Genomic DNA, 24,340 nt, shown 5'->3' with positions numbered 1-24,340 from the left:
TCTCAAAGTGCCTAGGTCGACTCTTTACAGCGTCCGAAGAACGCCGGTATCGGCCCGTTGGGCCTTGTGCCGCGCAATTCCACGCAGCTGTCGCGCTGCAGGATTTGGGCCAGCGCCGGTGATGCTGATTGAAATCGGCTCGGTCCTGCGCAACATCGCGCTCACAACGGGTTGGCCGATCTGAAACAAACCGCACGTTCACTTTCAGACAGAAGCACATGCCGCGCGTTTGCGCGATTCTTGCGGCAACACGCCGCACACATGAGGAATGGGCCGGTCTCTTGCACCGGCGTGGCTAGACGTGCAAACTAATGCTTTCTCAAATTGTGAGCTGCAGCACAAGACAATTCAGCACAGTTCGAACGTTTCTACGAATTGCCCCCAAATCGAGAAATGCGGAGTCTCTCTGCAATCAGACCTGCAACGGAATAAACGTGATGTTGCCACGCCGACGCCGCTTCATGCCCTGGCCGGTGATCTTTATCACTTGCGCCACCTCTCATGATTAACGAGGTTTCCTCGCTGCCGCAGTTCAAGCGTCATGCGGCCGTAATCGTACTCGGCAACTCGTTTTGGATGTGATCTTCACGAGACCATCTCTCCTCGTTAAAGGTCCAGCCAACGTATCAGTCTTGCGTCCCTCCTCGGTCCACGTTCAGGGTTTGCTCGACAACCACCTACAAGTTGGTGGCATCAACATTCAACTCACTGCGATGGAGGTCGGAGGCCGAACACAAGAATTAAATCGTACCCGCAGCGATAAGACTCCCCTACATTTGCGACCGGCTTGCGTGGACGCGCGTGCTCGGCGAGCTGCATCACGCGATCTCGACGGGCGCCGTTTGCGCGATGCCAAGTTCGCGGAACTGAGCAAAGTCATTGCTGGACGGGCGGCCAGCCGCACGAGCGATGTGGACGCACGGTTTCGTTCTCACGGGAATGGGCGTCCAGGAAACGACGATCGCAAGTTCGCGCTGGCGTGAGTTCTCGCGCCGGCGCAGGAATGACTTTCGAAGGCTGACATTAGATCAGGTGCTCCCGATTTTCCCCGGTGAGCACGCGTCTAATAGTTCCTGCGAATTGCTGGAAGGTGCCTCGCAATCCGGCACGTTTCAGGCCGTCCTTCGTGCGGTAGCCGGAAGCCTTGATCGTCCTTTGGCCCATGAGCCGCAGGGCGAGCAAAGCGGCAGAAGCGGCCGCCTTCCTGTGATGGTTGGTATGCATCTGTTCGATCTCCTCGATCGAAACTGATGCAACCTCGAGATATCCCGCGTCGATGGACGCATGGAGCAACTCTTCGCCGACTGGCGTGCGAACGACGGCCAGGTTGGTTCCCGGCGCTTCAGCGTATGAGCGTTTTCCGTTCTGGAGGATCCAGCCATCGGGCGCGGAGATGTCGGCGACTTCTCCCACTCCATCCGGACAGATCTTGCAGCGAAACGTGAGTTCGTAGCCGAATTTACCCATGAGCCAGGCCTCTGGATAAGGGAGGTCGTAAACGGCTCCGTTGCGGGTCTGCACACGCAGCGGGCCGGGCCATCCTTCCCCACGGTATCGGTACAACGCGACGTCCAGCTCGTCGACGCCGTGGTGGCGCATTACAGCCTTCGCGATGTGGACGGAGTGGACCCCGCCACAGAAGTTGGTCAACATATAAGGGATCAACTGCTCGACCCGCGAATCGATACGTCCGAGGGCACGAACGGCCGATATGTCGCAAGGTTTGGCGATCACGGCAAAGCGCTTGCCTTCGTCGAGCAGCCGATGCAGATTGACAAGAGGCGACGATGGGCCATAGCGAGACTGGGCACCGCGCAGAACTTCTTCCGGCGTTCTCGAGATCGTGGATGTTGTGAGCCACGGCTTTTGATCGTCGGCGCGGACATGCAGCACGGCGTGAACGCGGTCACTGGCAAGGAGATATCGACCTAGGGCCGTCAATGTGCCGCCTGCGGCACCCTTGTGCCGGACGACGGGATCGCTCGACCAGGACCTATGTATCTCACGCATGGGTCCCCACACTGGATGAACGGTGACACCTTGAAGCCTGCCGGGCCCTTGGACCGACACGCCCGGGCAGACCGCCATGATCAGCTCGTTCTTTCCGGCTGCAACTTCATCTCGGACGAGAGGCCGCATGTTGCCTTCGATATTGATGCCCATCGATATCGGAGGGCCGGCGATGCTTGCGCACAGGCCACAGCCCGTGCACAGGCCGGAGCCCACCACATCCTCGACGTCTTGGGCGGGCGCTGCGAAGAACGTCCACTTGCTGCGCAACTGCTTGCGTGTCATTGGGCTGCTCCTGTAGGGTCCGGAGGTCTGGTAAGCGCCTGATTACCTGGGCGGGCTTGACCGGTGAGTTCGCGGCTCAGTCGAGCTGGATGTTTGCGCTGACGCGTTCCGGCCGGGGCAGCTCCGAGTGCAGTCGCGCCAGCTCCAACACGCGTGCGCGCACGATCCCTTGCACAGGTCCGTTACGTCCGCTGCCGGCGCTCACGTGAACCAGCATCTGTTCGCCCGTCGCGGCCGGCGCCTCATCACCCTCGCGCGTCAACACATGGAAAAGACGAAGGTGCTTGTCGTCCGCCGTCAGGACCTGCGTGAGCACCTGGACGCGGTCGCCAGCGTACAGTTCCCGGATATGCGACAAATGCGTCTCGACAGTGTGATAACTGCCGCTGTTTGAGAGATACTCGCCGACGACACCGACGTAGCGGAGCAGGTTATCCGTGGCAATGCCGCACAACTCGACGTAGCGGCTCTCACTGACTTGGCTGTTATAGTCGACCCAATCAGACGGCATCTGCAGCGTTGGCATCCGTAGTGGGCCCGAACCGTTCTCAATTCGGGGGGCCTGGTCGCGCAGCCCCTGTTCCCAGCGCGCAAGCGTCTCGCCTGCGCCGTAGCCCTGCGCGCGCAACCCTTGCAAGATGGCCACATAGCAGTCGTCGCGTTTCTGTTCGATCTCGAGACTGGTAAGGTTCTCGCCTCGCGAGGCTGACTGCTCGGCAAGCTTGTTTAGGAAGGCATCGGTGAGCTCGGGCACGTCGGTGAGCTTCGTCCACGGCCGCTTCAGCATGGGACCCCATTGCTCCATGAACTGGTGCATACCGGTCCCACCGCCCGCGATGCAGAAGGGCCCGACGATCGCCCGGCGCAGCCCAAAGGAGTAGCGGATCGCGTCATCGACCTCCTGCACGGTGGCTAGATCGTCGTGCACCAGCCAGAGCGCCTCGCGCCACATCGCTTCCTGCAGCCGGTTCGCGATGAACCCGTCCACCTCCTTGCGCACCACCAGCGGCTGCATCCCTACCCCCCTGTAGATCTCCGCCGCCCAGGCCAGCGCCTCGGGCGCCGTTCGCTGGCCGCCGCACAGCTCAATCAGCGGCAGCAGATACACTGGAGTGAATGGGTGCGCGACGAGCAGGCGCTCGGGATGGTCCATCACCGCCTGTAGTAACGACGGGCGCAGGCCTGAGGTCGAGGAGCAGATCAGGGTTTCTGGCGCCGCGGCTTGGCTGGCGGCAGCGAGCAGCTGCTGCTTGAGCTCCAGGCGCTCCGGCGCCGACTCCTGCACGAGCTCCACGCCGCGCACTGCGTTCGCAACCGAGTCGACCACCGTCAGAGTCCCCTCGGGCGGCAGCGGGACCAGCGTGAGCCGCTGGTATGCCCGCCGCGCGTTGGCCAGCTTCTTCTGCACGCGTTCAACCGCACCCGGCGACGGACCATATAGTCGCACGTCTACCCCGTTGAGAAGAAACCGTGCGGCCCACTCGCAGCCGATCACCCCGCCCCCCAGCAGCCCGACCGTTCGCACCCGCCTCTCAGACATGCCCTTCACCTATTAGCGATGAACTTTAAGCGCGAGCTTCTCGCGCACCTCATCCGGGCTCATCACCCGAACCCCCATATACTCAAGGATCTGTACCGCCCGCTGCACGAGCTCGGCATTGGTCGCCAGCCGCCCCCGCGACAGGTAGAGGTTGTCCTCCAATCCCACTCGCACGTTCGCGCCTGCCAACGCCGCCATTGCGACATAGGGAAGCTGCATCCGTCCGATCGAGAAGGCAGAGCAGACGGCACCCGGCGGGAGCCTGCTCACCATCGCCATCAACGTAGTCGGGTCGTCTGGCGCGCCGTATGGGATCCCCATGCACAGCTGGATCAGCGGCTGTTTGATCAGCCCCTCCTCGACCAAGTCGCACACGCTCCACAGATGACCGGTATCGAACACTTCGAGCTCAGGACGCACCTCGAGCTCCTGCAAGCGTGCGGCCATCTTGCGCAGCGTCGGATAGGTGTTGACCATGACGTACTCACCGGCGCCGAAGTTCATCGACCCGCAATCCAGCGTGCAGATCTCCGGGCGCAACTCTTCGACATGCACCAGCCGCTCAAGCGCACCTATCATGTCCGTCCGCGCGGGGTCCGGCGGCAGCGGAGAGTTAGGGCCACCCAGCACGAGGTCGCCGCCCATCCCTGTCGTCAGGTTGATCACTGGATTCACATCCGACTTCCGGATGCGCTGCACCACGTCCCGGTACAGCGCCGGATCCCGCGAGCCCTTCTTGGTCTTGGGATCACGTACGTGGATGTGGACCACCGCCGCCCCCGCCCGCGCTGCCTCAATCGCCGAGTTCGCGATCTGCTCTGGGGTCACCGGCACATGCGGACTACGCTCCACATTCGCCCCACTTCCTGTGACCGCACAGGTGATGAACACCTCGGAGATCATGCTGACCTTCTCCTCCCACTGAAAGCTTGACCGCAGCAAATCGGGTCAGACCGGCAAAAAGGTTCATGTCGTGATATTCATTGCATTTGGAGTTCAGAGCATAAACAGCGTCAGGGCATTGACTGGGATCACCGGGTCCTTTGCAGTAGGGCCGCCGCGAACGTCTTCGGGTGCGGCGGTCCTCATTCCAGCAATCGGCGTGCCATTCATAGAATTGCGTTCGCAGCTAACAGAACGCGCGTGGCTACTAGCTTGCTCTTGGAATGACCTTACGGGTTGTCGGAGCTCTGACATCGCCGTACCCAAATGGACACGGCTGGCACAAGATGGATCCTCATGTGAGGCGGTCGCCTTCCTTCCCCGCCCCTCAAGATTAAGCTTCGTGAATTCGAACATCGAGCGTTTTTGAGCTATCCCGCAGCTCGGCGGTTAGTTGGTCCGGTCGGGAAAATTCTGCCTGAAGAATTCAACTGGATTGGCGATTGCTTCCAATGCCGTCGAGAATCGGCGAGCCATGCAAAGCGCACTGATGCAACTAAGCTGAATATTACCGAAACGAATTCTGATGAACAGTGCTCGCTAGGGTGGAAACCCTTTTTTCGCCACTTTCAAGCGCCGTATGCCAATCCGTCGGGAAGGCAAGAGCACAGGTCACGCTGGCCGCTGTGGAACGTCGGCGTAGGACTGCAATCGCCTCATGAGGCTTCCCCGTAAACGACAGAGGCACCTGCTCTAAGGGAAATGATCCGCCAGAGCTCGTTTTCACTGCCTCCTCAACTGGGCAAGTATTCGCGACTCCAGCTTTCGCTTATAGCGCCCTCGGCGAGAAACGCGTCTATGTCGGCCTCGGTGTATTCCAACAATCGTAGGACTTGCCGTGTCGAGCCACCGTATTTTTCCGCGGGAGGGAGTGTATGGACCTTTCCGACCGCCGGGCGGATCGCGGAAGGATTGACTTGCGTTACGGCATGCCCACTGGGATGATCGTAGAACGTTGAGAAGGAATAGCTGCCCTGTGCGCTTCCACAAGTGCCATCCGCGAGCATCGAATTGGCCGACCTTATGGTCGCAAGATTCTCGCAAGTTGCAGCGCCGATATCGACTGCAATAAGTCTCGACACCCACTCCTCAGCGGTAACCTTTACGATAGCCTTAGTGAGAAAGGATACCCGATCCTCCTCCGGTACACCGGCAAGTCCTTCAAGTCCCTTGACCCGCGCAAGGCGAGGCAGATCGCCCTCGAATGCGTTAAGCAAGAGGCTGGCCCCCGAGGCCGTCTCGTAAAGACGAGTCAGTGTATCATAGCCCTTGGCATCGATACCGGCGGGCTCATCAAACTGTCCACGCCCTCGATAATCGTAGCAGAACGGCATCTGCAGGAGGCTGGAGATTGCCGACAGCGATGTCCTGGCCCGTCCTGCATGGCCAGTCCTGGCCTTCTGGTACAACGCGAGTGCGACGCCGAGAGCCGCGCCTAGCCCCCCCATCACGTCGATCGTGCCGACGTGGGCGTATTCCTCGGGCGTCTCAACGGAACCACCGGACCTCAGCATGATGCCTGTCGCCGCCTGGACGTGGTTTTCGTAGCCGAGATAATCACTGCGTGGCCCGCGCCGGACGCCGCCGAAGCAATCGAGCTGGCAGAAGATCGCGTCCTGATTGAGCGCTTTCAGGCCCTTCAGATCGAGCCCCATGCGGTTGACTTGCCGGTCAGTCGCATTCCAAATCACAACATCAACCGACTTGACCAGCCTCTCGAAAATCTCCCGGCCACCGGATGAGCCGATATCCACCAGAACCGAGCGCTTGCCGCGCATATGGGTCATGCCGTATATTACTGTGATTGAGCTGTCGTAAAGTGGCCTCGCCGGGTCGAGCTTGATCACCTCCGCCCCGAACCGGGCAAGATAGCACGCTGCGTGCGGGCCAGCGATGACATTGCACAGGTCGAGAACCCGTACTCCGTCAAGCCATCCTGTCGAGGACTCCGCCGTCCGGGCCGCGGGCCGTCTGGCTGGGATCGCCGAAAGCGCAGCGACTGCTTGGTCGAAGGAGACCCATTTGCGGGGCGCAGGGCGCAGCATCGTTTCGCCGCTTTCCTCCAGCCAAACCACAGGTCCCGGCTGGATCATTCGCGAATACACGGGATCGTCGACCTCGATCATTAGGCCCGCGCATCGTGCGTGGTCGTCGTCGATCCATTCCTGCAACCAACGTTGCGGCGCGGCGGGAATCTGGCGCTCTCCGAAGACTCGCTCCCACTCCTTTGCAGTTCGGGTCAGGAAGATGGCCTTCATCCGTCCGGCGATCTTGTCAGCCCAGTACTTCGGCAAGGGAGAGGCGTCGAGAGAGTGTCCAGATCGCCATTCGCGAATAGGAAAATAGGTATCCCCCTCCTGTGCCAGTCCCTCGGCCACGAGTTCGTCGTATAGTCCGAGAAGCTGCAAGCAGCGCTTGGTATGATGCTTGTGGCCCGAGCAGACGACATAGAACATGCGTCCGTCCTTACATTTGTAATTGCGGCTAAATGGATCGAGCAGCTCCTGTGAGGCTTCGTAGGAAAGATCCATCGGCAAGCCCGCTTCGCGCCGCTGGGCGATCTCGCGCTCACGTCGTGACTTGTAACGGACCGGAAGATCATCAATACTGATCGAATTGTACGCGAGTCCTTCCATGACCGCGCATGCAAGAGGCACCTCGATCTGGTCGCCAATCGTGTTGCGCTCTCGCGCCTGAAGCGCCAGCACGGCGGCCGATACCGCGAGCGTTGTGCCGTAGGCCGATGCTAGAGGCAGCGGCGAGAAGGAAGGATTGACACCCATCAGCACGCGGCTCATCCCCATATCGGTGAACACGCCTGAGGATGCCGCGATCACGGATTCGAAGGCGCGCCACTCGCGACGGAGCTGATCGTTAGAAGCAAAGCCCGGAATGGACACGGTGATCAAATCCGGTCGTGTCCGCCGCAGCGCCTTAAAGTCGATCCCGAGGCGGCTCAGGATCCCTGGGCGGAAATTCTCGACCACGATGTCCGCTTCCCTGATAAGGGCCTGCGCTTGCGACACGCCCCCCTCGGTCTTCAAGTCGATCGGGACGATCAGCTTGTTTCGATTGAGGGTCGCATTGGCTGGGCTGTCCCAGAGGGGACCGGATGGCGGATCGATATGCACGACGGTGGCGCCAAGATCTGCGAGGATCATCGCCACCGCCGGGCCGGCAATGTACTGGCCGAAATCGACGACCTTGACGCCGAAGAGAGGAAGGGTTGAACGTCGCATCGTCATCACTCCGTCTGTTGTCCGGGCGTGGAGTTGCGGGATTCACGCATGCCGATGGGATTGGGGTGAAACCACGAGCCTTCTCGGCAACATTGGTATTGACGCTCGGCAAGATGCCGGCATCCACAACGCACAATCTGTATATGCCCCTGACACGCAAATGCCTTACGACCGCCCGGCTTGGGTTGTCGTCACCGCCAATTCCTTGTGCCGACCGGCCGTAAGATCGTGGTACCGATATCGCCCGCGACCTTCGCCGGATCGCTCCGGCACGGAACGATCTGCCTCGGTTCATCGGGTTTGCATCCGGCAAGCGCCGACTGCGATACGATCCTTCGGATCTCGCGTACGCTGTCCTCAGCGATCCTGCGATCTCCGGATTCACCGGAACACGCGAGCTCCGCTCGAGCGAACTCCCACCCTCTGTGATCAGATGGGCGATGACCGTTTGGGAGATCATCCTCACCCTCTCCCGTCGCTAAAAGCCTGGCACCTCCAAAAGCCGGGCCGCCACGGCCCAGAGCACCTTCGGCGCTTTGATCATGACGCAAGCGCGGATTGAGGTTCATCGTGCTCAGTCGCGCGTACAGACTTCCGACAGGCAATGGGCCACGTCTGACGCGTTGCTGACACCTGCCCATGACGGCTTTATCGGATTGGAAGAAGTGGGCTTTCCGAGCCGCCGAATACGATCTCACTCTGCGGTCAGTGACTTCACCATACAGATCATTGCGGCGGCTCAGCTTGCCCGCCTCTGGATCGCGTAAACGGCAGGCAACGACATTTGCAGCGGCCGTGGTGGCGTTAATCGCGGATTCGACGATTTCCTTCGAGCGGGCAACATGAAGAGAATTGTCCGAGGTTTGGCTGGATCCAGTAACAGCGCGCGCAATAAATACTGCTCTGTGCGTAGCTAATGGCATGGGATCATGTCTCTCCGCACAAAGACAGTTCAAATTCTGGCAGCATCAACACGTGAAACTCTCGGTAAGACAAACACGGGCCGCTGAATCGCCGCTTCGTCGCTCCCCCGTCAACCCAATCAATGGCCTTCATGAGGATGATACCACTTTCTGGGACGCACTCGTTGGAAACGACGTCGGCGATGAGCCGAGTTGTCCCACGGCATGAGCCGCTCCAAAATCGACCAATCCATTGATCCTAGGTGGTCCACGAACGGTCCGACTTTCCTTGTCATATTGCTTCATGCTGTAGGGTCTCCCGCCATCCCCGACTGACGCTGCGATAGTGACCGCCGCCCAACCAGCCGTCGGCATCATGCCGCCGGTGTTTGCATCATCATCTAGCAGCAATTGAACACTCTAAAACGGCTGTCACACCCTTCAACTATCAAATCTGATAGTTAATATCATTGATGAGCTATTCAAATTTATGCGTATGACAATGATCAATTGATCCAGGTGTTCTACGTAGCTTCATCGCGCCTGATCGGTAACCGACTGCACTGCGCCGCCTACGGCAACATAATGATACGCGGAGCGTCACTGGCGGCGATTGCAAGCAGAGCAAGCCCCAGGCAATAGCAGGTGTCGGCTACTGGGTTGTCTGCTGTTCGGGCACATGGCGCACCAACAGCCCCACTGCGCGCATCTGGGTCAAGCCACGTGTGAGTTGAAAAAGGCAAGCATACGAGCGGCGGCTCCGAACCGCGACCGACCAGCAGCGTGCCGATCGTCACCAGCGTCGATTGATGCCTTTTCGAACAACAAGCGGCAGCGCATCGAACCGCGTGGCGGTAGGAACCGCGCTAATGTAATGACTACGATCGAATCGATGCCAAAGCGCGCAGCGACACCGGGATAACGGCGACTCGGCGCCGGTCAGACTGAACCGCGTGCCGTGCAACAGCACGAGCCGCGCCAACGGTCGCCGCCCTTTGCGCGCTGGGCGTTTGTGATTTGGGCGACTTCAATTCAAATGCAATGCAATCGACGTCGTGGTCATAGTTAACCTAAAAGCCGTGCTTGCGCGGCGACTCAGCGTCAAGCGCCCACTTTTCCTTCTACCAGCTCTGGAAGCGGATTTCGATGCTAGTCTAAGTCTAAAGGAAGCACGTTCGCTTCCGCACCGCAGGCTATTCGCCGCTCTAGAACAACAGGACGAGGTCGCACGATGATGATCCGATCGAGCCCCAGCAACGAGGTCCGTGTCACATCGGCTAGCTGCGCGATCCGAGCTGACATCGACTGAACGACCGATCTGAAGACCGGTCTCAACGACGGAGTCCCGAACATAGGTGCCGAGCATGACCACTCCGGCCCGCCCCCCGTCGACCAGGAGAAAATCTCGGATGCAGTGATCTCGGCAAACCTCCTCACCACTTATGTCCAGTCGACAGCCAAGGCGCTAGTGGTCATGGTCGCGCCTTGGGTCACTTGTATTGGCAACCGCCCCCGTATGAGCTGGAGTGAGAACCTTAGGCTTTCAGCGCCAGCGCATCTCTTCAGTGTCGTAAGCGCCGGAAAGCGGATCGCTCAGGGCCATCAGCTCACGTTTGAGCACTTTATTACTGGACGTTGTTCTAGGAAGCACCGGGATAAAGGTGATATACCGCGGGACCTTGAACACAGCAAGACCGGCACGGGCATGTTCGAGAATGCGTTCCACGGGAAGGTCGCGAGGTGTGAGACCTTCTTTCAGCTCCACGTAGACCTTGACCTCCTCGCCGCGCTTGGAATCGCGAACAGGTACAGCAGCCACATCGGCAATCTCGGGAATTTCGCGGATGACGGCCTCGACCTCGCGGGCGGCAATGTTCTCGCTCGAGCGTCGGATCATTTCCTTCGTGCGTCCTACCAGCCAATAAAAGCCGAGTTCATCGCGCCGCATCAGATCGCCAGTCTTGAACCATTCACCTTCAAACAAGGCGTCATTTGCTTCCGGCTTATTCCAATAGCCCTTGAACATCCCGCGCCCGCTCACCCACAGTTCCCCGACGTCGCCGACCGGCGTGGGGCTGCCATCCTCGTTCATCAATTGTAACGCCCGAAAAGGTGCGCGGATCCCGACCGAACCGGAATCGGCCATTTCGTCGAGCTCGTTTGTCATTCGTGTGCCGAAGCCGATTTCCGTCATCCCGTAAGCGTCCTGGGTGGACACTCGAAACCGCTTGCGAAACTGGCGCACTAAATTAGGGCTCCAGCCCCAATTCATGGTTTGCTTCAGGCTTGTCGTCCCGTCCTCACCGGCAGTCTCCGCCTGCCGGGCGACGAGCGCGGGAAACTGGCACCACTCGATGCGGTGCTGCCTGACCCAACCGATGAAACGGGTCGAGCTGACTTGCGGAGCCAAATAGAGCGTGCCTCCCTGTCGATACGAATTCAGAAGATGCCATTGCGGATCGATATAGAAGAAGGGTTGCGCCGACAGAAACCTGTGGTACGGCTGCCCGTCCCAACACGCCCACTGGTACGAGCTTACGCCCCAGTAGTCATGCGTCAACATACATCCCTTCGGAAAGCCTGTTGTCCCCGACGTAAATTGAATGTTCAACAGGTCATCGGGGCGGATATCCTCCTGCACCCACGAGTCGTCCAGGCCCTTGAGCAATTCATGGAGGGTAGTGGCAGCCCCATCGGAAGGCTGTTCAACGAAAATTACTCGCTCTTTGGAGAGGTCTTCCGGCCAAGGCTCCATCGCCGAGAATACTGACCATGCAGACTCGTCGACGACGGCGAACTTGGCTTGTGTATCGCTGAGAACGTATTCGATCTCTCTCGCCGTGTAGCGCATGTTGATCGGAACGATCACCGCCCCGAGCTTGGCAATCGCGAACCAAAGGATCGGGAATTCGATGCGATTTGGCAGCATCACCACAATGCGATCTCCCTTGCGGACACCAAATGCACGCAGCGCATGGGCATATTTGTTGGACCATTGGTCCATCTCGGAGTAAGTAGCACGCTCACCGCGATCGAAAACGTCGACCGCGACCGCGGAGCCGTGCGTTATCGCCCGCCTTGAAACCAGCTGTCCGACCGTGATGGTCTCGTATGCAGATTCCAGCATCTCGATCTTGCGCAACACATCTGCGATGCGCTCTTGCAGCGGGGTTTGCGTCACTCTTGGAGGTGGCATCATCGGAAACCTTGTTTGGGGAAACAAAGAAAGGTCTAGTCGGAGCGCAACGCTTCCATTTGACAGCTTGCCCTGGGCTGCCGCTCAGCAAGATCGGCACCTGCCGGCGATTTCCCAGAACTCAGCCCGCTCGTCCAGTATGCGCGTGATGGAGACGACGTTGATCAGGGCCTCGCCACCGCGAGGCTCCAACCGCCGGAACGCACGGCTTCTCACTCGCATCAATATCGAGCGGTAAGAGCACGCGCAGAACTGTGCGGTGCGTATCTTGTGACTCATTCAGGCCCGTGTGGCGTCGTTGGTACCTCGTGAACGGAGATCGGGATACTACCCACTTTAATAGCCAATCCAGCTTGCCAGCGAGCCGCTTGCGCCAGTGGCTCTAGGTCCGAGCGCTCGTGTAGGCACGCATGCTGAAATCTTCGCAGGTGAAGTACGGGAAATACGGGTCGTGGACCCAGCGTTCACAGACCCCCTCATCGGACAGCCCGCAGATGTGCTTGAGCAGCAACAGGCCGATCAAGAAGAGGGTTCCGATACCAGGCCGGCCATTCGCTGCAGTGTGGCGCGATTCTCCCAATCGATCCATTCCCAATCGTTCTTGCCAACCAGCTGACCCAGTTCGTGCTTCACATTGGTGGTCTGGTCCCCCCTTGCACGGAACAGATCGTACGGTCCCGTCGTCTTGGGCTTCTTCGGTCGCATCGGTGAGCAGGGAATCACGCTTCGGCCTCTGAGGGAATCTTGAGGGTTCAATCTTGAGGGTTTTGGGAGGTCGCGGGGCAAAGGCCAGCCGCGCGCGCGGTGGCGCGTGCGACCTCATAGAAGCCGGATTGAACGAAGCGGAGTTGTGGGCGCTATGGCGATAGTGCAGCTAATCCAACTGCGGAGAAGGCGCGCCTGTGGTCGCCGCGCGTAGGCGCGATATTGATCGGACGTGAGTGGCGCCATTGCTTGGGCCGAGAGTGCGATGCCGCAAGCGATTTGCTGTGATGTGAGGCGCGACCGAATGACTGACAGGGTGAGCGGTGACGAGGGCGGGGGCTAGTCAGAAATAGAATTTGCCGCGAGTTTCCGTTGGGGCAGCAGCTCCGGAAAGTTCAGCCTAGCACTGTCTGCCCATTCTTGGCGACGGTGACTTGGCGCGATCGAACATGAGCCTCGAAAGAAATCGAATTTCCGTCCTTCCAGAGATTGATCGTGATGACCTCACCCGGGAACACCGGAGCCGAAAAGCGAACACGATGACGACGGAAGGCAGAGGGATCATAGTCGGCATACGTTTGCAACACGGCCCTGCAGGTCAGTCCATAGGTGCACATGCCATGGAGAATGGGCCTGGGAAAACCGGCTCGACGCGCGAATTCCGGATCGCTATGCAATGGGTTTCGATCACCCGACAGACGGTAGATCAGCGCTTGGTCCGGCCGGGTTGGGATATCGACCGACTTGTCGGGCGCTCGGCGAGGTACCTGGTGCGGCTCGGGCATTCCTTCCGATGGCCCACCAAAACCACCGTCGCCCCTCGCGAAGGTCGAAGAAAGGATCGTGACGATCTTGTCATCATCACGATCCCTGACCACGATTTCGCTCTGAATGATAGCGCCTTTCTCCTTGCCCTTATCGTACACAGCGCGCACGCGAGCATCCGCAGTAACGTTGGCAACGACAGGGATCGGCTTGTGAAAGGTGACGTCGCGTTCGCCATCAACGATCATGACGCGGTTGAGGTCAATGAATCCGGGTCGGGCCCCCCAGACGCAGACCGAACCAAAGGTCGGAACCACCTTCAGCGGCCTTGATGCAAATGCCTCGTTGACAAATTGCAACTCTTTTTCGTTCAAAGGATCCGATCCCATGCCGATGCCGAGCGCATAGAGCATCACCTCGCGATCGCTCCACGAATAGGGAGTCGCTTCGGTTTTCAGTTTGAGTACCGCTGGATAGTCGATTGGCATCGGATCCTTCCCCTGTTTGCTGCTTTCGTGAGCTGAACCCTCATCCGCTGCCTTCATGTTTCTCTTGCAGCTGTATGGAGATGACAGAACTATGTGCTCTCCAGCTGACGCCAAACGTTGCGCAACCTGATGCCAAAGCCAGTCTCTATTAAAACGCGGTACACCGGTTTAAGTGAATGAGAGCACTCTTCCAGCCCGTTTGCGTGCACTCAAGCCGCAATCGGGGTCGCAGCGTCTCAAAGCAATGGCCGTGCCAGGATCATCGGCACGCATTGAGTGCCTGAGTAGCGCGTTGAAAGCCTTTACGCCGCAAGGTGGTCGGGTCCTGAACCTGACCGGATTTGTGCCGCTGTCACAGATCGGACACGAAATGCAGCGTAAGCGGCAAGCTAAGGCCGTCAGGCGGCGTGGTTCCATGGCATAAGCGCGTCGAGTTCGCTGCTCGGCCATCCGTTGGCGACACGCTGAAGTGTTAGGGCTAGCCAAGCGAACGGGTCGACGTTGTTCATCTTCGCCGTCTGCAGCAGTGTTGCGATGGTCGCCCAGGTTCGTCCGCCGCCGTCGCTGCCAGCGAAGAGACTATTCTTTCTCGTAATTGTTTGTGGCCTGATGGCGCGTTCGACGATGTTGGAGTCGAGCTCGATGCGGCCATCGGCCAGGAAGCGCTCGAAGATGGCGCGGCGCGAGACGGCATAGCGGATCGCCTCAGCCAGTTTTGATTTGCCGGAGATCCGCCGCAAGGTCTGCTGCCAGAGGTCGAAGAGATCTGCGACGATCGCGGCGACGCGTGCGTCGGGACTTTGACTGCGCACGGTCTTCTCGACCTGCCAAAGCTTCGCCATCCGCTCGACCGTCGCCGTTGCCACTTCTGAGCTCCCTGCAACATGTAACTCGTAGAACTTGCGCCGGCAGTGTGACCAGCAGCCAGCCAATGTGACGCCATCATTGCCGCGATCGGATCGCGCGAGCTTGTTATAGGCGGCATAGCTGATGGAGTGGACGCCCCCCGACGGCATCGATTGTGCCAAGATGTGGGTGTTTAAACCCGGTAAGGAGGACGTCCGTGGACGAGGTTAGCATCATTGGTTTGGACTTGGCCAAGAACGTGTTCCAGGTCCATGGCGCTGGACAGGATGGCAGGACCGTTCTGCGTAAGAAGCTCAACCGTGGCAGATTGCTTGAGTTTTTCGCCAAGTTGCCAAGGTGTATGGTCGCGATGGAGGCCAGCGCCAGCGCCCATTATTGGGGACGGGAGATCGGTAAGTTCGGCCACGATATCCGGCTGATTCATCCCTCCTACGTGAAGCCCTTCGTTAAGCGTCAGAAGAACGATGCAGCGGATGCCGAAGCGATCGCCGAAGCCGCGTCTCGACCAACGATGCGCTTTGTCGGCGTCAAGAGCGCCGAGAAGCAAGCTTCTTCCATGGCGTTCAAGGTTCGTGATCTCTTGGTTCGACAGCGTACACAGGCGATTAATGCCTTGCGCGGGCATCTTGCGGAATACGGCTTGATCGTGGCTCAGGGCGTGAGACATATCCCCCGCCTGGCTGAGCTCCTGGCAACATATCCGGACCTGCCTGATCTGGCTCGCAGCGTTTGCCAGAATCTGTTGAAGCATGTGGAATCTCTGTCGGAGCAGGTTGCAGAGCTGGAGAAGGGACTGCGGGTGCGCGCGAGACAGGACGAAGTCGCCTCTCGTTTAATGACCATTCCGGGAATCGGCGCGATCTGCGCTACAGCGATAGAGGCCTTGGCGCCGTCGGCGGAGACCTTTTCCAAGGGGCGCGATTTTGCGGCTTGGGTTGGTCTCACGCCCAAACAGACTTCCTCTGGGGGCAAGGATAGGCTCGGCAAAATCTCCAGGATGGGCCGGCGAGATCTCCGACGCCTCCTTGTGCTTGGCGCGACCGCCGTCGTGCGATGGGCAAGATGCTATGGATCACCAGCAGGATCATGGCTGGCGAGAATGCTCTCGAAGAAGCCACCAAAGCTGATCGCGGTCGCTCTAGCGAACAAAATGGCGCGTATCGCCTGGGCCTTGATGGTCCGCGGTGGCGCTTACCAAGCTCCAGCGTCTGGCGCTGCTTAAACGCAAGGCCAGAAGCCGAGAGACGTCGGAAATGTGGTGAGGTCTAACGGAGGGTTATGGGCAATCGGTCAGGGACTGGGATTGGAAGAATCAACAGGTGGATGAATGCCAGCGAGCACGCGTAGCCGAATTGGATCCAATCCACGCATTCCATAAGGGCCCGCGACGTGTCGAGGTCGCATCACGAGGCCGGACACACGTCAGCACCCGACCACATGCCTGTTCCGAAGTTATATTTTGCTTGCATTTACTGGGGCGTCCACACACGGACCGCGCATTCGCCGGAGCGGCTGTCTTCGAAGCGATAAGCCACCATCGGGGGACTGCTGCGGCCAAACGTTCGGTCATCCCTGGCATAGGCCCATAAGTAGGCCGTCTTTGTCGATCCGGAGCCCGGAGCGAGCGTCGGCAAAGTGGTTTCGTCGGCAAAGAGCCGCGAACCAACAGTACGGGCAATGCTCATGTGTAAGCCAACCGCGGCTCGCCGGCGCCCGGCCGTGCTTTCCTCAAATAACTAAACGTCCACTATCGACCCTGATAGTTTCGAGCCGCAACCCGCCATATAGTCTTCCAGTCACCGGCCATTTATTCGGCCCCGCGGGAAGGCGCTCGCAGATGAGGAAGCCGCCCCAATAGCTACTGGGCTGGCCAGCGCTGTTGAGCAAGCCTGAAATATGGACCCATATTTTACTTCGCCGAGGTTTTGATGCCCGCGTCTGGCTCTTAAGACGCGGTAACGCAATGCCCCGGCGCGCATATCCGCTTCGCTACCTTAAGAGATGCTGTCGCGGTGACCAGCGCGCAAGGGACCGGCCGAGGACCAACAAAGGAGTGTATAGCGAGAGTACCACCAACAGACCTATGTATCGGTTCGCCGCGTCGCCAGCCAGTTTGATCGGCTCGCGCTTTTCTGGGATCGCGACCTCATCAGAGGTCGAGGTTGCTGCGACGCTCTTGCAACAGTCAGTTACATAAGGAACCAAAATGCCCGACATCGTCGTAACCGACGTAATCTCTTCTTCCATCGTACAGGCGATCGAGCGAGGCAATGAGGATTACGCAGATCTCATCACAGGCGACGGCAACAGCCGACCCATTGCTGTGGTATTACAGGACACTCACACTAAGCGTGCTCTCGGCGGTGTGATAGGACTTTCATCGGTAGGACTGCTGTTCCTGGACTCGTTCTTTCTGCCAAGGCAATTACGCGGAAAGGGCTTGGGAAACGCGATCTTGAGGACATTTGAAGAGGAGGGCCGACAGCGCGGCTGCCGATCGGCCTTCCTTTACACTGTCAATTTTCCTGATTTCTACGCTCGGAACGGTTGGAAGGCCTTCGGCCGAACGCCTTGCGACCGCCCCGGAGCGTTCCGCGTTTTTATGACCAAGAACCTGGAAGCGCACTCATAGCGTGCTTCACAATCCTCTTCTTGGGCTATGTATCCAGTCCTTCGCAACATGATCCTGGGCTGGTTAGCCGTATGTCCGAAAGTTGGTGCCGGGGCGATCATTCTCAGTTGCAAACCGTGTGGCCGCAAGTTCATCTGTTCCCAATATCCTCATGGGCATGCCGTTTCTTGTGAACCTTTGAGCGCGAGAGGAGGCGAAAGAATGCCTGCATCGCAAATTCGGGAAGGTCATAGTTGGCTCTGCTCACAGCCGCGCTATCGACTTGAGGGGTGTTGCAAAACGGAAATACTGCGAACCCGTCCGGCGGAAGCTGTGCGTGACAATCCAAGACATCACCACGCCGGAGCAAAGGATCGTCGCCAAAGACGTTGTCGGAATGGATCAACCAGCAAAAGCGCGACGGCGGTCGCTATTGATTGCTTGCGGCGCGCACTTCAAGATCGGCGGGATCACGTACAAGCATATGTAGGGGCCCACCCTATGCTCAAGGCTCGTGGCGGACATCCGCTTAGCTCTACTTGACGTTTGTTTCTGAGGGCACTCCCCGACCTCGCTATTTCCGTAGCCGGCGCGCCGTACTCGTTCCGAGTTCGTAATCAACCTTGCGCGCGGTAGGATCTCATCGTCCTGACAGATCGTCCAGCCAGCAGGCCCCCTCGACATGAGGCCGGGAAAAGATCCGTCCGATCTTCTCGGACATTTTGTTCTGGTGGTATCGCATGTACACGCGCCCCTCGCCTCCCAAATCCAATATTTCGATCTTTCCTGTGTAATGAGACATAATGTATTTGAATGTCTTCTCGATGCCACTGAGACGCTGGTTGACGCCGCGCGCAATCTCTATTCCCCGTCGGAGTGCAACTTGAAAGTGGGATGCGCCCTTCACTGGCCTGGCTTGGAAGAGGTAGTAAGGGCGCACTCCGATTTCGTGGCATTTGCCGAACGTTTCGGCCAAGATTTCGGGATCATCGTTGACTTTGGCGAGGAGCACGGCCTGATTGAGGAACTGCACGCCTTGCGCTCGCAAAGTACGAACGTTCTGCTCAGCATCGGACGAGATCTCACCTACGTGATCGAAATGCGTGACGATTATTGGAGTTTTACCTGACTTGTGAATCCGCTCGAATAGCGCCGCCAGAGCGAAATCTTCAAACCGCCTTGGTTCATAAGCCAGCATTTTCGTGCCAAATCTGATCGACCTCAAATGTTTGATAGGCAGCAGGTGATCAAGGATCCTGTCGAGTTTGGCCGTACTAAGCACGAACGGGTCACCTCCCGATAGTAGCACGTTCGTCATCTCAGGATGACGCGCAATATATTGCGCGATCCGAGCGAAGTCAGGCGCGACTTCGTCGGACGCCTTGCCTACGATCCGCTTGCGAAAACAATAGCGACAATATGAACCGCAGCGTTCGGTCACCAGCAACAGGCCGGTCTGCGGGTACTTGTGCTGCAATCCTGGAACGACCGTGTTGTCGTGCTCGCCGCTCGTATCCAACGTGCCTGGGCTCTCGAACTCCTCGACCGAGGGCTCCACAATACGCTTCAACTGATCGTAGTACCCGTTCTTGGCGATCTGCTCGCGATAGAACTTTGTGACATGATAAGGCGTGATGTTGTTGATTTGCAGTTCGCTCTCGCTAACGACGCGCGTTTCTTCGATGAATTTCAGTACGTGTGCTCTGCAATCCAGCGCATCAGGTATGGTTTTCATTGCGACACCTCGTCTGTCCTGATCAGCGCATTTGATCCACTACGATCTGTTTATCTACACTACAGCATCAATAGTGGGTCGATACCTACCTGGTGTGGTAAGGACTATCAGACTCGGCAGTTGAGAGAGGCACCGTCGTACTCGCCAGATATCGGCACGCCGAGAATGGCACTCAGCAGCGGGCCCGAAAATATGCGACAGGCGCGCCTACGCCGTTACTGCGCGTACAACACGATCGCCGCCCTTCATAAGCGGGGTGGACGTTATCCTTGATTGCGAAGGATACGTTTGAGCCCTCATCGATGATCAGGGCGCTGAACTGCCGAGGCCCCCAATTCGGAGGTCCTTCAGTAGTGAGACGTCGCAATTTTACCGAGTAGCGCCTCTCGACCAGGCCACGACCGCTCCATCCTTTCGTTACCTACACAGTGAGCGTCGCAACAGTCGGCCCGTATTGTGGCACGCTGGCGTTCTCACACGCAGGCTGCTCACGCCTTCTCAGAAATTTGAATAAGCAGATCGCTCGCGCCGGCCAGGCCGCTCTGGCGGGATTACAACAAACCCTAAAAGGTTCGGCTCCTCACGACACTCGATGGGTTCCATTGAACCGTCAGCGTCTTAGGACCGGACGTGCGGCCCCTGCTAGCAGCCTCAGCGGCCCGTGATTTCAGCCTGCCTATGTGGGGCAAACCGACATCAATCGCAAGCCGGCCCATGGCCAGATGAGGACTGCCGATTTCATTGATGCGGTACCGCTCAGTCGCGCGATTATCCCAGATTGCAACGTCGCCTGATTTCCAGTTCCAGCGCAGGGTGTTCTGCGGCGCAGTAAGATAGGATTGAAGCAGTTCAAACAGTCTTTGGCTGGGATAACGCTGCAAGCCGACAAAATTCTGCACGGAACCGCCTAGCGAGAGCATGCGCTCGCCGGTCTCCGGATGAACGCGAACGATCGGATTTGTCGTTTCGTAGATCGTTCCGGTGGATACGTCGTCCAACCGCCTCTTGTCAGTTTCCGTGACGCCTTCCGCCGCAGCGTAATCGAATGCGGCGCAACGCACAGCCCAGAGGTTATCGGCAAGCATCCGCAGGGGATCGGGAAGATCAAGGTAAGCAGCCGCAGTGCTCGACCAGGCGATGTCACCGTCAAAAGGCGGAATCGCGGCACCTCGCAGCACTGAGATCTTAGGACGGCCGGCACTGAAGGCGTCGTCATCGTTCATCTGCTGGACATAACGATACCAGCGATCAGGGAGCGTTTCCGGGATTGTCATCCCTTCGTTAGTGTCCAGCATTATGGGATGCGGTATCAGCGAGCCGAGGCGAACGGCGAAACGCTGTTGCTGGGCATCATCGAGATGCCCCTGATCACGGAAGAAGATGACTTTATGCTCAAGCAGCAGCCGCTTAATGGCTCTGATGACCTCGTCTGGCAAGCGGTCCGATAGCGCAACGTTTTTGATTTCGGCGCCGAGACGCTCCGCATGCCTGACGATGTCTGCTCGGGGAATGACGTTATCAGCGATCACATTGCTACTCACGACGGCGCCTCTCTCTGTGGATGTCTAAACAAAGCCCCCGAGATTGGTGATGATGCTTGGCGAGTCGACGAGCGATCTTGATGACGCGCATCCGAATTGCCTGATCCACGCCGCGCAACGAGCCAAACAGGATTTGCGATATGGATCACCGTCATTTTACGCTCTGATTCCCTCTGCGGGCGTACACCAGTTGGACCGAAAACCCCGCGGTCTATGTCACACGCGTCTGTCCGGCTTCGACTGACGGACACTCGCGTATAACGCCGTCGGATCGATTTGCAGGTCGATCAACAGCCTCGCTTGGACGCCAGAAATCATAGAGGCAATCCATGTCCAGTCCATGAAACGAAACCAGCTTTCTTTCCCCGATCCTCAGCAAGGTTCGCTCGTCGCCGAACGAGGCCTTGAAAGATATTTGACACGACGGTCGATACGCCACTGAAGCGATCCACATGGCCTCATCCGCACGACAAATAAACGAATGCATTATTCGGCGATCTGCACTCATTGAACAGTGAGCTATCACAATCTGTTATTGTTTATACATATAACGCCACTTTTGCGTGTCTACAATCTTTAGTTTGCGGCTTTGAGTTGTTTAAATGCGCGCACCTTTCATCAACTTGTCATGTCGACTCTGAATTATGAGCGACGCGCAAAGCATGAGCTTTGCAACCGCAATTGCAGTTTAACAACTGACTCAATCCCACCATTTGCGGAATCTGCGTACCTGACCGTGATTGAGTCGTTCGGCCGTGACTTGCGTCTTTGCTACCGTAGGGCTCGGTCGCGGATTACCACTTAGAATAGAAATAGTGTGCCGACCAAGCAGGAATACCGTGCGCCACAGCGCGCCAAACCGGACCCGCGGCGGTATTTTTCTTCGGCTCTTGCCTGGCCGAATAGAAATGGCACCCGTCAACCTGACGTTAGCGTCGTTCAGTTCGAGCCCCCGAGACATAGCCATTTTGATTTCGAGCGTGAATATCCATGTGCTGCGCAGATACACCCCCGCTAGACGTCGTCGGGTGCGCCATGTGGAGCGAATGTCTGCCCGGCCCTCCGACCGTATTCGAGTGGGGCCGCAACTATGCAGCGCTAGGTCAGGATCTAGAGAGCTGCCTCAAATTCACTGCGCTCTATTAGCCACCCCACCCCTATTGGCAGGTCGACGCTCAAGCAACCTCAGTTAAGGTCGTAAGCGAAGATAATTCTTAATGATCGGCCTGTCCGCCCCTTCCCGAGCGACAACTGCAAGGCCACACGCAACAAAAATGCACGTTCTCCGGACAAAGCGATGAAAGAATGCGCCAGCAGCAAAACAAAGCCGCCACACGGCCGAGCCATGGAGCAAAATACGCGCAACTGAGCCGATCTAGTAGCCGAAGGTCCGTCACAAAGGGAAATGACTCAAGCATTGCTTCCATGGGTAGATGCGCGAGCACCGCGCAGTGCCTGTCCCGCGTCTCTTCATCGCGCCGACACTGAGCTGGTAACCGCTACACGCAATGACGTCTTTTTCTCGGGGAAGCACTTCGCGAAGCAGAACAGCAGGAAGCGAAGCACAATTTGTGGAACGACGTTTATGGAGGTTCTTACAAAATTGAGTGGTGCCTTCATGGATAATTGGCTCCTTACGGAGCTCCGCGAAGTGGACGATGTCACAGGAGATTTTTAGAATGTCGCGATGGATGGCTTTGGTATGCCTGTGCTTTGGAGCGTTACAGCTGTCTCCGGCCAAGGCGCAACCGATCTGGACCTGGACCAACCAATATGGCTCAACGCTGAGCGTCGACAGCTTCAACCAGAACACAGGCGCAATCTCCGGCACTTACACGAATAATGCAAGCAACAGCTGCGACGAAGGTGTGCCTCAAGCAGTAAGCGGCTGGCTTGCTCAGACCAATCAAGGCACAGCGATCAGTTTCACCGTGAACTTCGCTGGATGCGGCTCGACCACCGTTTGGACGGGGCAGCTCAATAGCGCCTCTGGCTTTCAGGGGCTTTGGCTGCTCTCACTTGCAGAGCCGGTTGTATGGAATGGCATCAGCGCCGGCGCCGACACCTTCGCATTCAAGACGGGCGACAAGGCGAAATTGCTATCCAGTGGCGGCGCGGCGGCTGAGAGCAGCGCAGGCGAGAAACTCTCGAACACGAAAAAAGGCTCGAAGTGACATCAAACTCCACTTGGCGAGCTCGATCCCAAATACTGAAGCAGACAGCCATGTAATGGTTCGCAAGCGAACATGCGACCGGCGGGAACGATCCGTCCGGTTCATATGCGTGAACTGCTGATCGCTTGTCATTTACGCGCCTTCACCGAGGCTCACCGACTTCATGCGCAGCGTGCCGCCGCGCTTGTACGCTTGTTTGCCAAAGCTGCAGGATCGCGCAGGCCGCGAGATGCAAGTGGCCTTGGCGACCTTTTCTTGTTGCCAATTAGCACCGCTCGGGCTGCCTTGCCAATCAGGTTTACCCGCAACACGTTAAATGACTCATCTCGCTCGCCCTCGACCGCTACGCTTCCTCTCAACGCGTCCCGGAGAATTTCTTGTCCGACATCCATAATTCTGCTTGATTTGGTTGGACCCAACACAGCACAGGCCCAGCTGATCTCACAATTGCGGTTCTACTCGGTGTGACAGGTCGACAGAGTTGATCGATGGACCTGATCTTTGAGGGCATATGGTCAGGATCGATCTTCTTGCTTTTGAGCCCCTTGCCAGTATTCGCTATATTATTCCGGCCACAATAGCCATGCTGCACTCGAGCTGGTCGTCCTGTCTGCCCGGAAGCTGTCCATGCTATTCCCGGAGTAGCCTGATCAATAGCGGATGCACGCGGTCCCCCCTCCGGAAGCCTGCACCTTGTCGCGTTAAACACGACTTCCTTATGTGACGCCGACGCAAGTCGCTGATCCGTTCCCAGATGGCGCGTTCCGTGAATGCTTCCAGTTCCGCGAGCATCCTGCCGACGGATCCGGATCGGCGTGCTTAATCCTGGTTGAACCGGTAGGTTCGCGGGCACCGCTACCTTCCGGTGAATGCCGACGAGAACCTTGCTGGGGGCCACATTGAAGGAGCGCTGGTCAAGGCGTTCTGGCCAACTTGCCGGAGAACTTCGACAGACGTCTCACCTCGAGAGGCGGCCTCTAAAATCTTGGAAGCGACGTGCGCTCTGGTGCCGGTCTCGTGAGGGGGCAATCCCTTACAAACCTCATCCAGAACGCGACGAAGGCAAGCAGTCATTTCGGAGCCGAGCATAGAATGTCTCCTCCAATAGAGCGGCGAATGATTTCACCGCATGCGATGCGGATTCCGAGATGATGGTGCGCACCGTACCGACTTGATGGCGCGCAGGGTTCCGAGATGATCGCGCGCAGCATTCCGAGCATTCTCCGCGCAGCATTCCGATTTGATCGCGCGCAGTTTCGGATGGTGTGAGGCCCGATCGTTGGGCCAATTCTCCGGCTGGAAGCAGCTGGGAGGATTGGATGCCAACGAGGAGGGTTATC

14 protein-coding genes and 2 pseudogenes are annotated in these 24,340 nt (G+C 58.1%); 4 read left to right on the top strand and 12 right to left on the bottom strand.

What is annotated here, in order from left to right; all coding sequences use genetic code 11:
• Positions 1-1,023 precede the first annotated feature (1,023 nt).
• From ACVMIH_RS36965 to ACVMIH_RS36925, 9 genes and pseudogenes are all read right to left on the bottom strand, one after another.
• Positions 1,024-2,295: a Coenzyme F420 hydrogenase/dehydrogenase, beta subunit C-terminal domain gene (locus ACVMIH_RS36965; protein ID WP_456865252.1), complete on the bottom strand. Its 1,272-nt coding sequence runs from the start codon at positions 2,293-2,295 to the stop codon at positions 1,024-1,026.
• 76 nt (positions 2,296-2,371) lie between these two features.
• On the bottom strand, positions 2,372-3,835 hold the full coding sequence (locus tag ACVMIH_RS36960; RefSeq protein WP_456865249.1) for a 3-hydroxyacyl-CoA dehydrogenase NAD-binding domain-containing protein: 1,464 nt from the start codon (positions 3,833-3,835) through the stop codon (positions 2,372-2,374).
• A 12-nt stretch (positions 3,836-3,847) separates the two neighbouring features.
• Entirely contained in the window at positions 3,848-4,738 is an 891-nt protein-coding gene (locus ACVMIH_RS36955) for a 3-keto-5-aminohexanoate cleavage protein (RefSeq protein WP_456865247.1), read from the bottom strand.
• A 773-nt stretch (positions 4,739-5,511) separates the two neighbouring features.
• Positions 5,512-8,022 carry a CoA transferase gene (locus tag ACVMIH_RS36950; RefSeq protein ID WP_456865245.1) on the bottom strand — a complete coding sequence of 837 codons (2,511 nt, stop codon included), beginning with the start codon at positions 8,020-8,022 and terminating at the stop codon, positions 5,512-5,514.
• 185 nt (positions 8,023-8,207) lie between these two features.
• Positions 8,208-8,939 carry a 3-keto-5-aminohexanoate cleavage protein gene (locus ACVMIH_RS36945; protein WP_456865242.1) on the bottom strand — a complete coding sequence of 244 codons (732 nt, stop codon included), beginning with the start codon at positions 8,937-8,939 and terminating at the stop codon, positions 8,208-8,210.
• 1,522 nt (positions 8,940-10,461) lie between these two features.
• Positions 10,462-12,099, bottom strand: coding sequence for a class I adenylate-forming enzyme family protein (locus ACVMIH_RS36940; protein WP_456865239.1), 1,638 nt, complete (start codon positions 12,097-12,099; stop codon positions 10,462-10,464).
• A 352-nt stretch (positions 12,100-12,451) separates the two neighbouring features.
• A pseudogene (locus tag ACVMIH_RS36935) lies at positions 12,452-12,819 on the bottom strand (transposase); the annotation flags it as partial.
• A gap of 395 nt (positions 12,820-13,214) precedes the next feature.
• Positions 13,215-14,072, bottom strand: a complete 858-nt coding sequence (locus ACVMIH_RS36930) for a MaoC/PaaZ C-terminal domain-containing protein (protein WP_456866631.1) — start codon at positions 14,070-14,072, stop codon at positions 13,215-13,217.
• Positions 14,073-14,470: 398 nt separating this feature from the next.
• Complete coding sequence (locus ACVMIH_RS36925) at positions 14,471-15,100, bottom strand: IS66 family transposase (protein WP_456865237.1); 630 nt, start codon at positions 15,098-15,100, stop codon at positions 14,471-14,473.
• Between the two features lie 35 nt (positions 15,101-15,135).
• Between ACVMIH_RS36925 and ACVMIH_RS36920 the strand changes: the two genes are divergently transcribed.
• Positions 15,136-16,161, top strand: coding sequence for an IS110 family RNA-guided transposase (locus tag ACVMIH_RS36920; protein ID WP_456865234.1), 1,026 nt, complete (start codon positions 15,136-15,138; stop codon positions 16,159-16,161).
• A gap of 265 nt (positions 16,162-16,426) precedes the next feature.
• Here the strand turns inward: ACVMIH_RS36920 and ACVMIH_RS36915 are convergent.
• A pseudogene (locus ACVMIH_RS36915) lies at positions 16,427-16,597 on the bottom strand (IS66 family transposase); the annotation flags it as partial.
• Between the two features lie 548 nt (positions 16,598-17,145).
• Here ACVMIH_RS36915 and ACVMIH_RS36910 point away from each other — a divergent pair.
• Positions 17,146-17,571 carry a GNAT family N-acetyltransferase gene (locus ACVMIH_RS36910; protein WP_456865232.1) on the top strand — a complete coding sequence of 142 codons (426 nt, stop codon included), beginning with the start codon at positions 17,146-17,148 and terminating at the stop codon, positions 17,569-17,571.
• A gap of 316 nt (positions 17,572-17,887) precedes the next feature.
• Positions 17,888-18,040, top strand: coding sequence for a hypothetical protein (locus ACVMIH_RS36905; protein WP_456865229.1), 153 nt, complete (start codon positions 17,888-17,890; stop codon positions 18,038-18,040).
• Between the two features lie 150 nt (positions 18,041-18,190).
• On the opposite strand, the gene ACVMIH_RS36900 is transcribed toward ACVMIH_RS36905, so the two are convergent.
• Together ACVMIH_RS36900 and ACVMIH_RS36895 are read right to left on the bottom strand one after the other, a co-directional pair.
• The gene (locus ACVMIH_RS36900) at positions 18,191-19,285 is read right to left on the bottom strand and encodes a KamA family radical SAM protein (RefSeq protein WP_456865226.1); all 1,095 of its coding nucleotides are present in this window, start codon (positions 19,283-19,285) and stop codon (positions 18,191-18,193) included.
• 563 nt (positions 19,286-19,848) lie between these two features.
• Positions 19,849-20,826, bottom strand: a complete 978-nt coding sequence (locus tag ACVMIH_RS36895; RefSeq protein ID WP_456865223.1) for a TauD/TfdA dioxygenase family protein — start codon at positions 20,824-20,826, stop codon at positions 19,849-19,851.
• A gap of 1,679 nt (positions 20,827-22,505) precedes the next feature.
• Here ACVMIH_RS36895 and ACVMIH_RS36890 point away from each other — a divergent pair.
• Positions 22,506-23,000, top strand: a complete 495-nt coding sequence (locus tag ACVMIH_RS36890; RefSeq protein WP_456865221.1) for an avidin/streptavidin family protein — start codon at positions 22,506-22,508, stop codon at positions 22,998-23,000.
• The last annotated feature ends 1,340 nt before the right edge of the window (positions 23,001-24,340 follow it).

The organism is Bradyrhizobium sp. USDA 4503, assembly GCF_054055815.1.
The sequence above is the reverse complement of the archived record's forward strand: the minus strand, read 5'-3'. Positions and strand labels throughout refer to the sequence as shown.

Coding starts and splice junctions, on each gene's coding strand:
- ACVMIH_RS36910 (WP_456865232.1), top strand. CDS start 17,146: ATGCCCGACATCGTCGTAACCGACGTAATCTCTTCTTCCATCGTACAG.
- ACVMIH_RS36955 (WP_456865247.1), bottom strand. CDS start 4,738: ATGATCTCCGAGGTGTTCATCACCTGTGCGGTCACAGGAAGTGGGGCG.
- ACVMIH_RS36930 (WP_456866631.1), bottom strand. CDS start 14,072: ATGCCAATCGACTATCCAGCGGTACTCAAACTGAAAACCGAAGCGACT.
- ACVMIH_RS36950 (WP_456865245.1), bottom strand. CDS start 8,022: ATGACGATGCGACGTTCAACCCTTCCTCTCTTCGGCGTCAAGGTCGTC.
- ACVMIH_RS36900 (WP_456865226.1), bottom strand. CDS start 19,285: ATGAAAACCATACCTGATGCGCTGGATTGCAGAGCACACGTACTGAAA.
- ACVMIH_RS36945 (WP_456865242.1), bottom strand. CDS start 8,939: ATGCCATTAGCTACGCACAGAGCAGTATTTATTGCGCGCGCTGTTACT.
- ACVMIH_RS36960 (WP_456865249.1), bottom strand. CDS start 3,835: ATGTCTGAGAGGCGGGTGCGAACGGTCGGGCTGCTGGGGGGCGGGGTG.
- ACVMIH_RS36890 (WP_456865221.1), top strand. CDS start 22,506: ATGTCGCGATGGATGGCTTTGGTATGCCTGTGCTTTGGAGCGTTACAG.
- ACVMIH_RS36965 (WP_456865252.1), bottom strand. CDS start 2,295: ATGACACGCAAGCAGTTGCGCAGCAAGTGGACGTTCTTCGCAGCGCCC.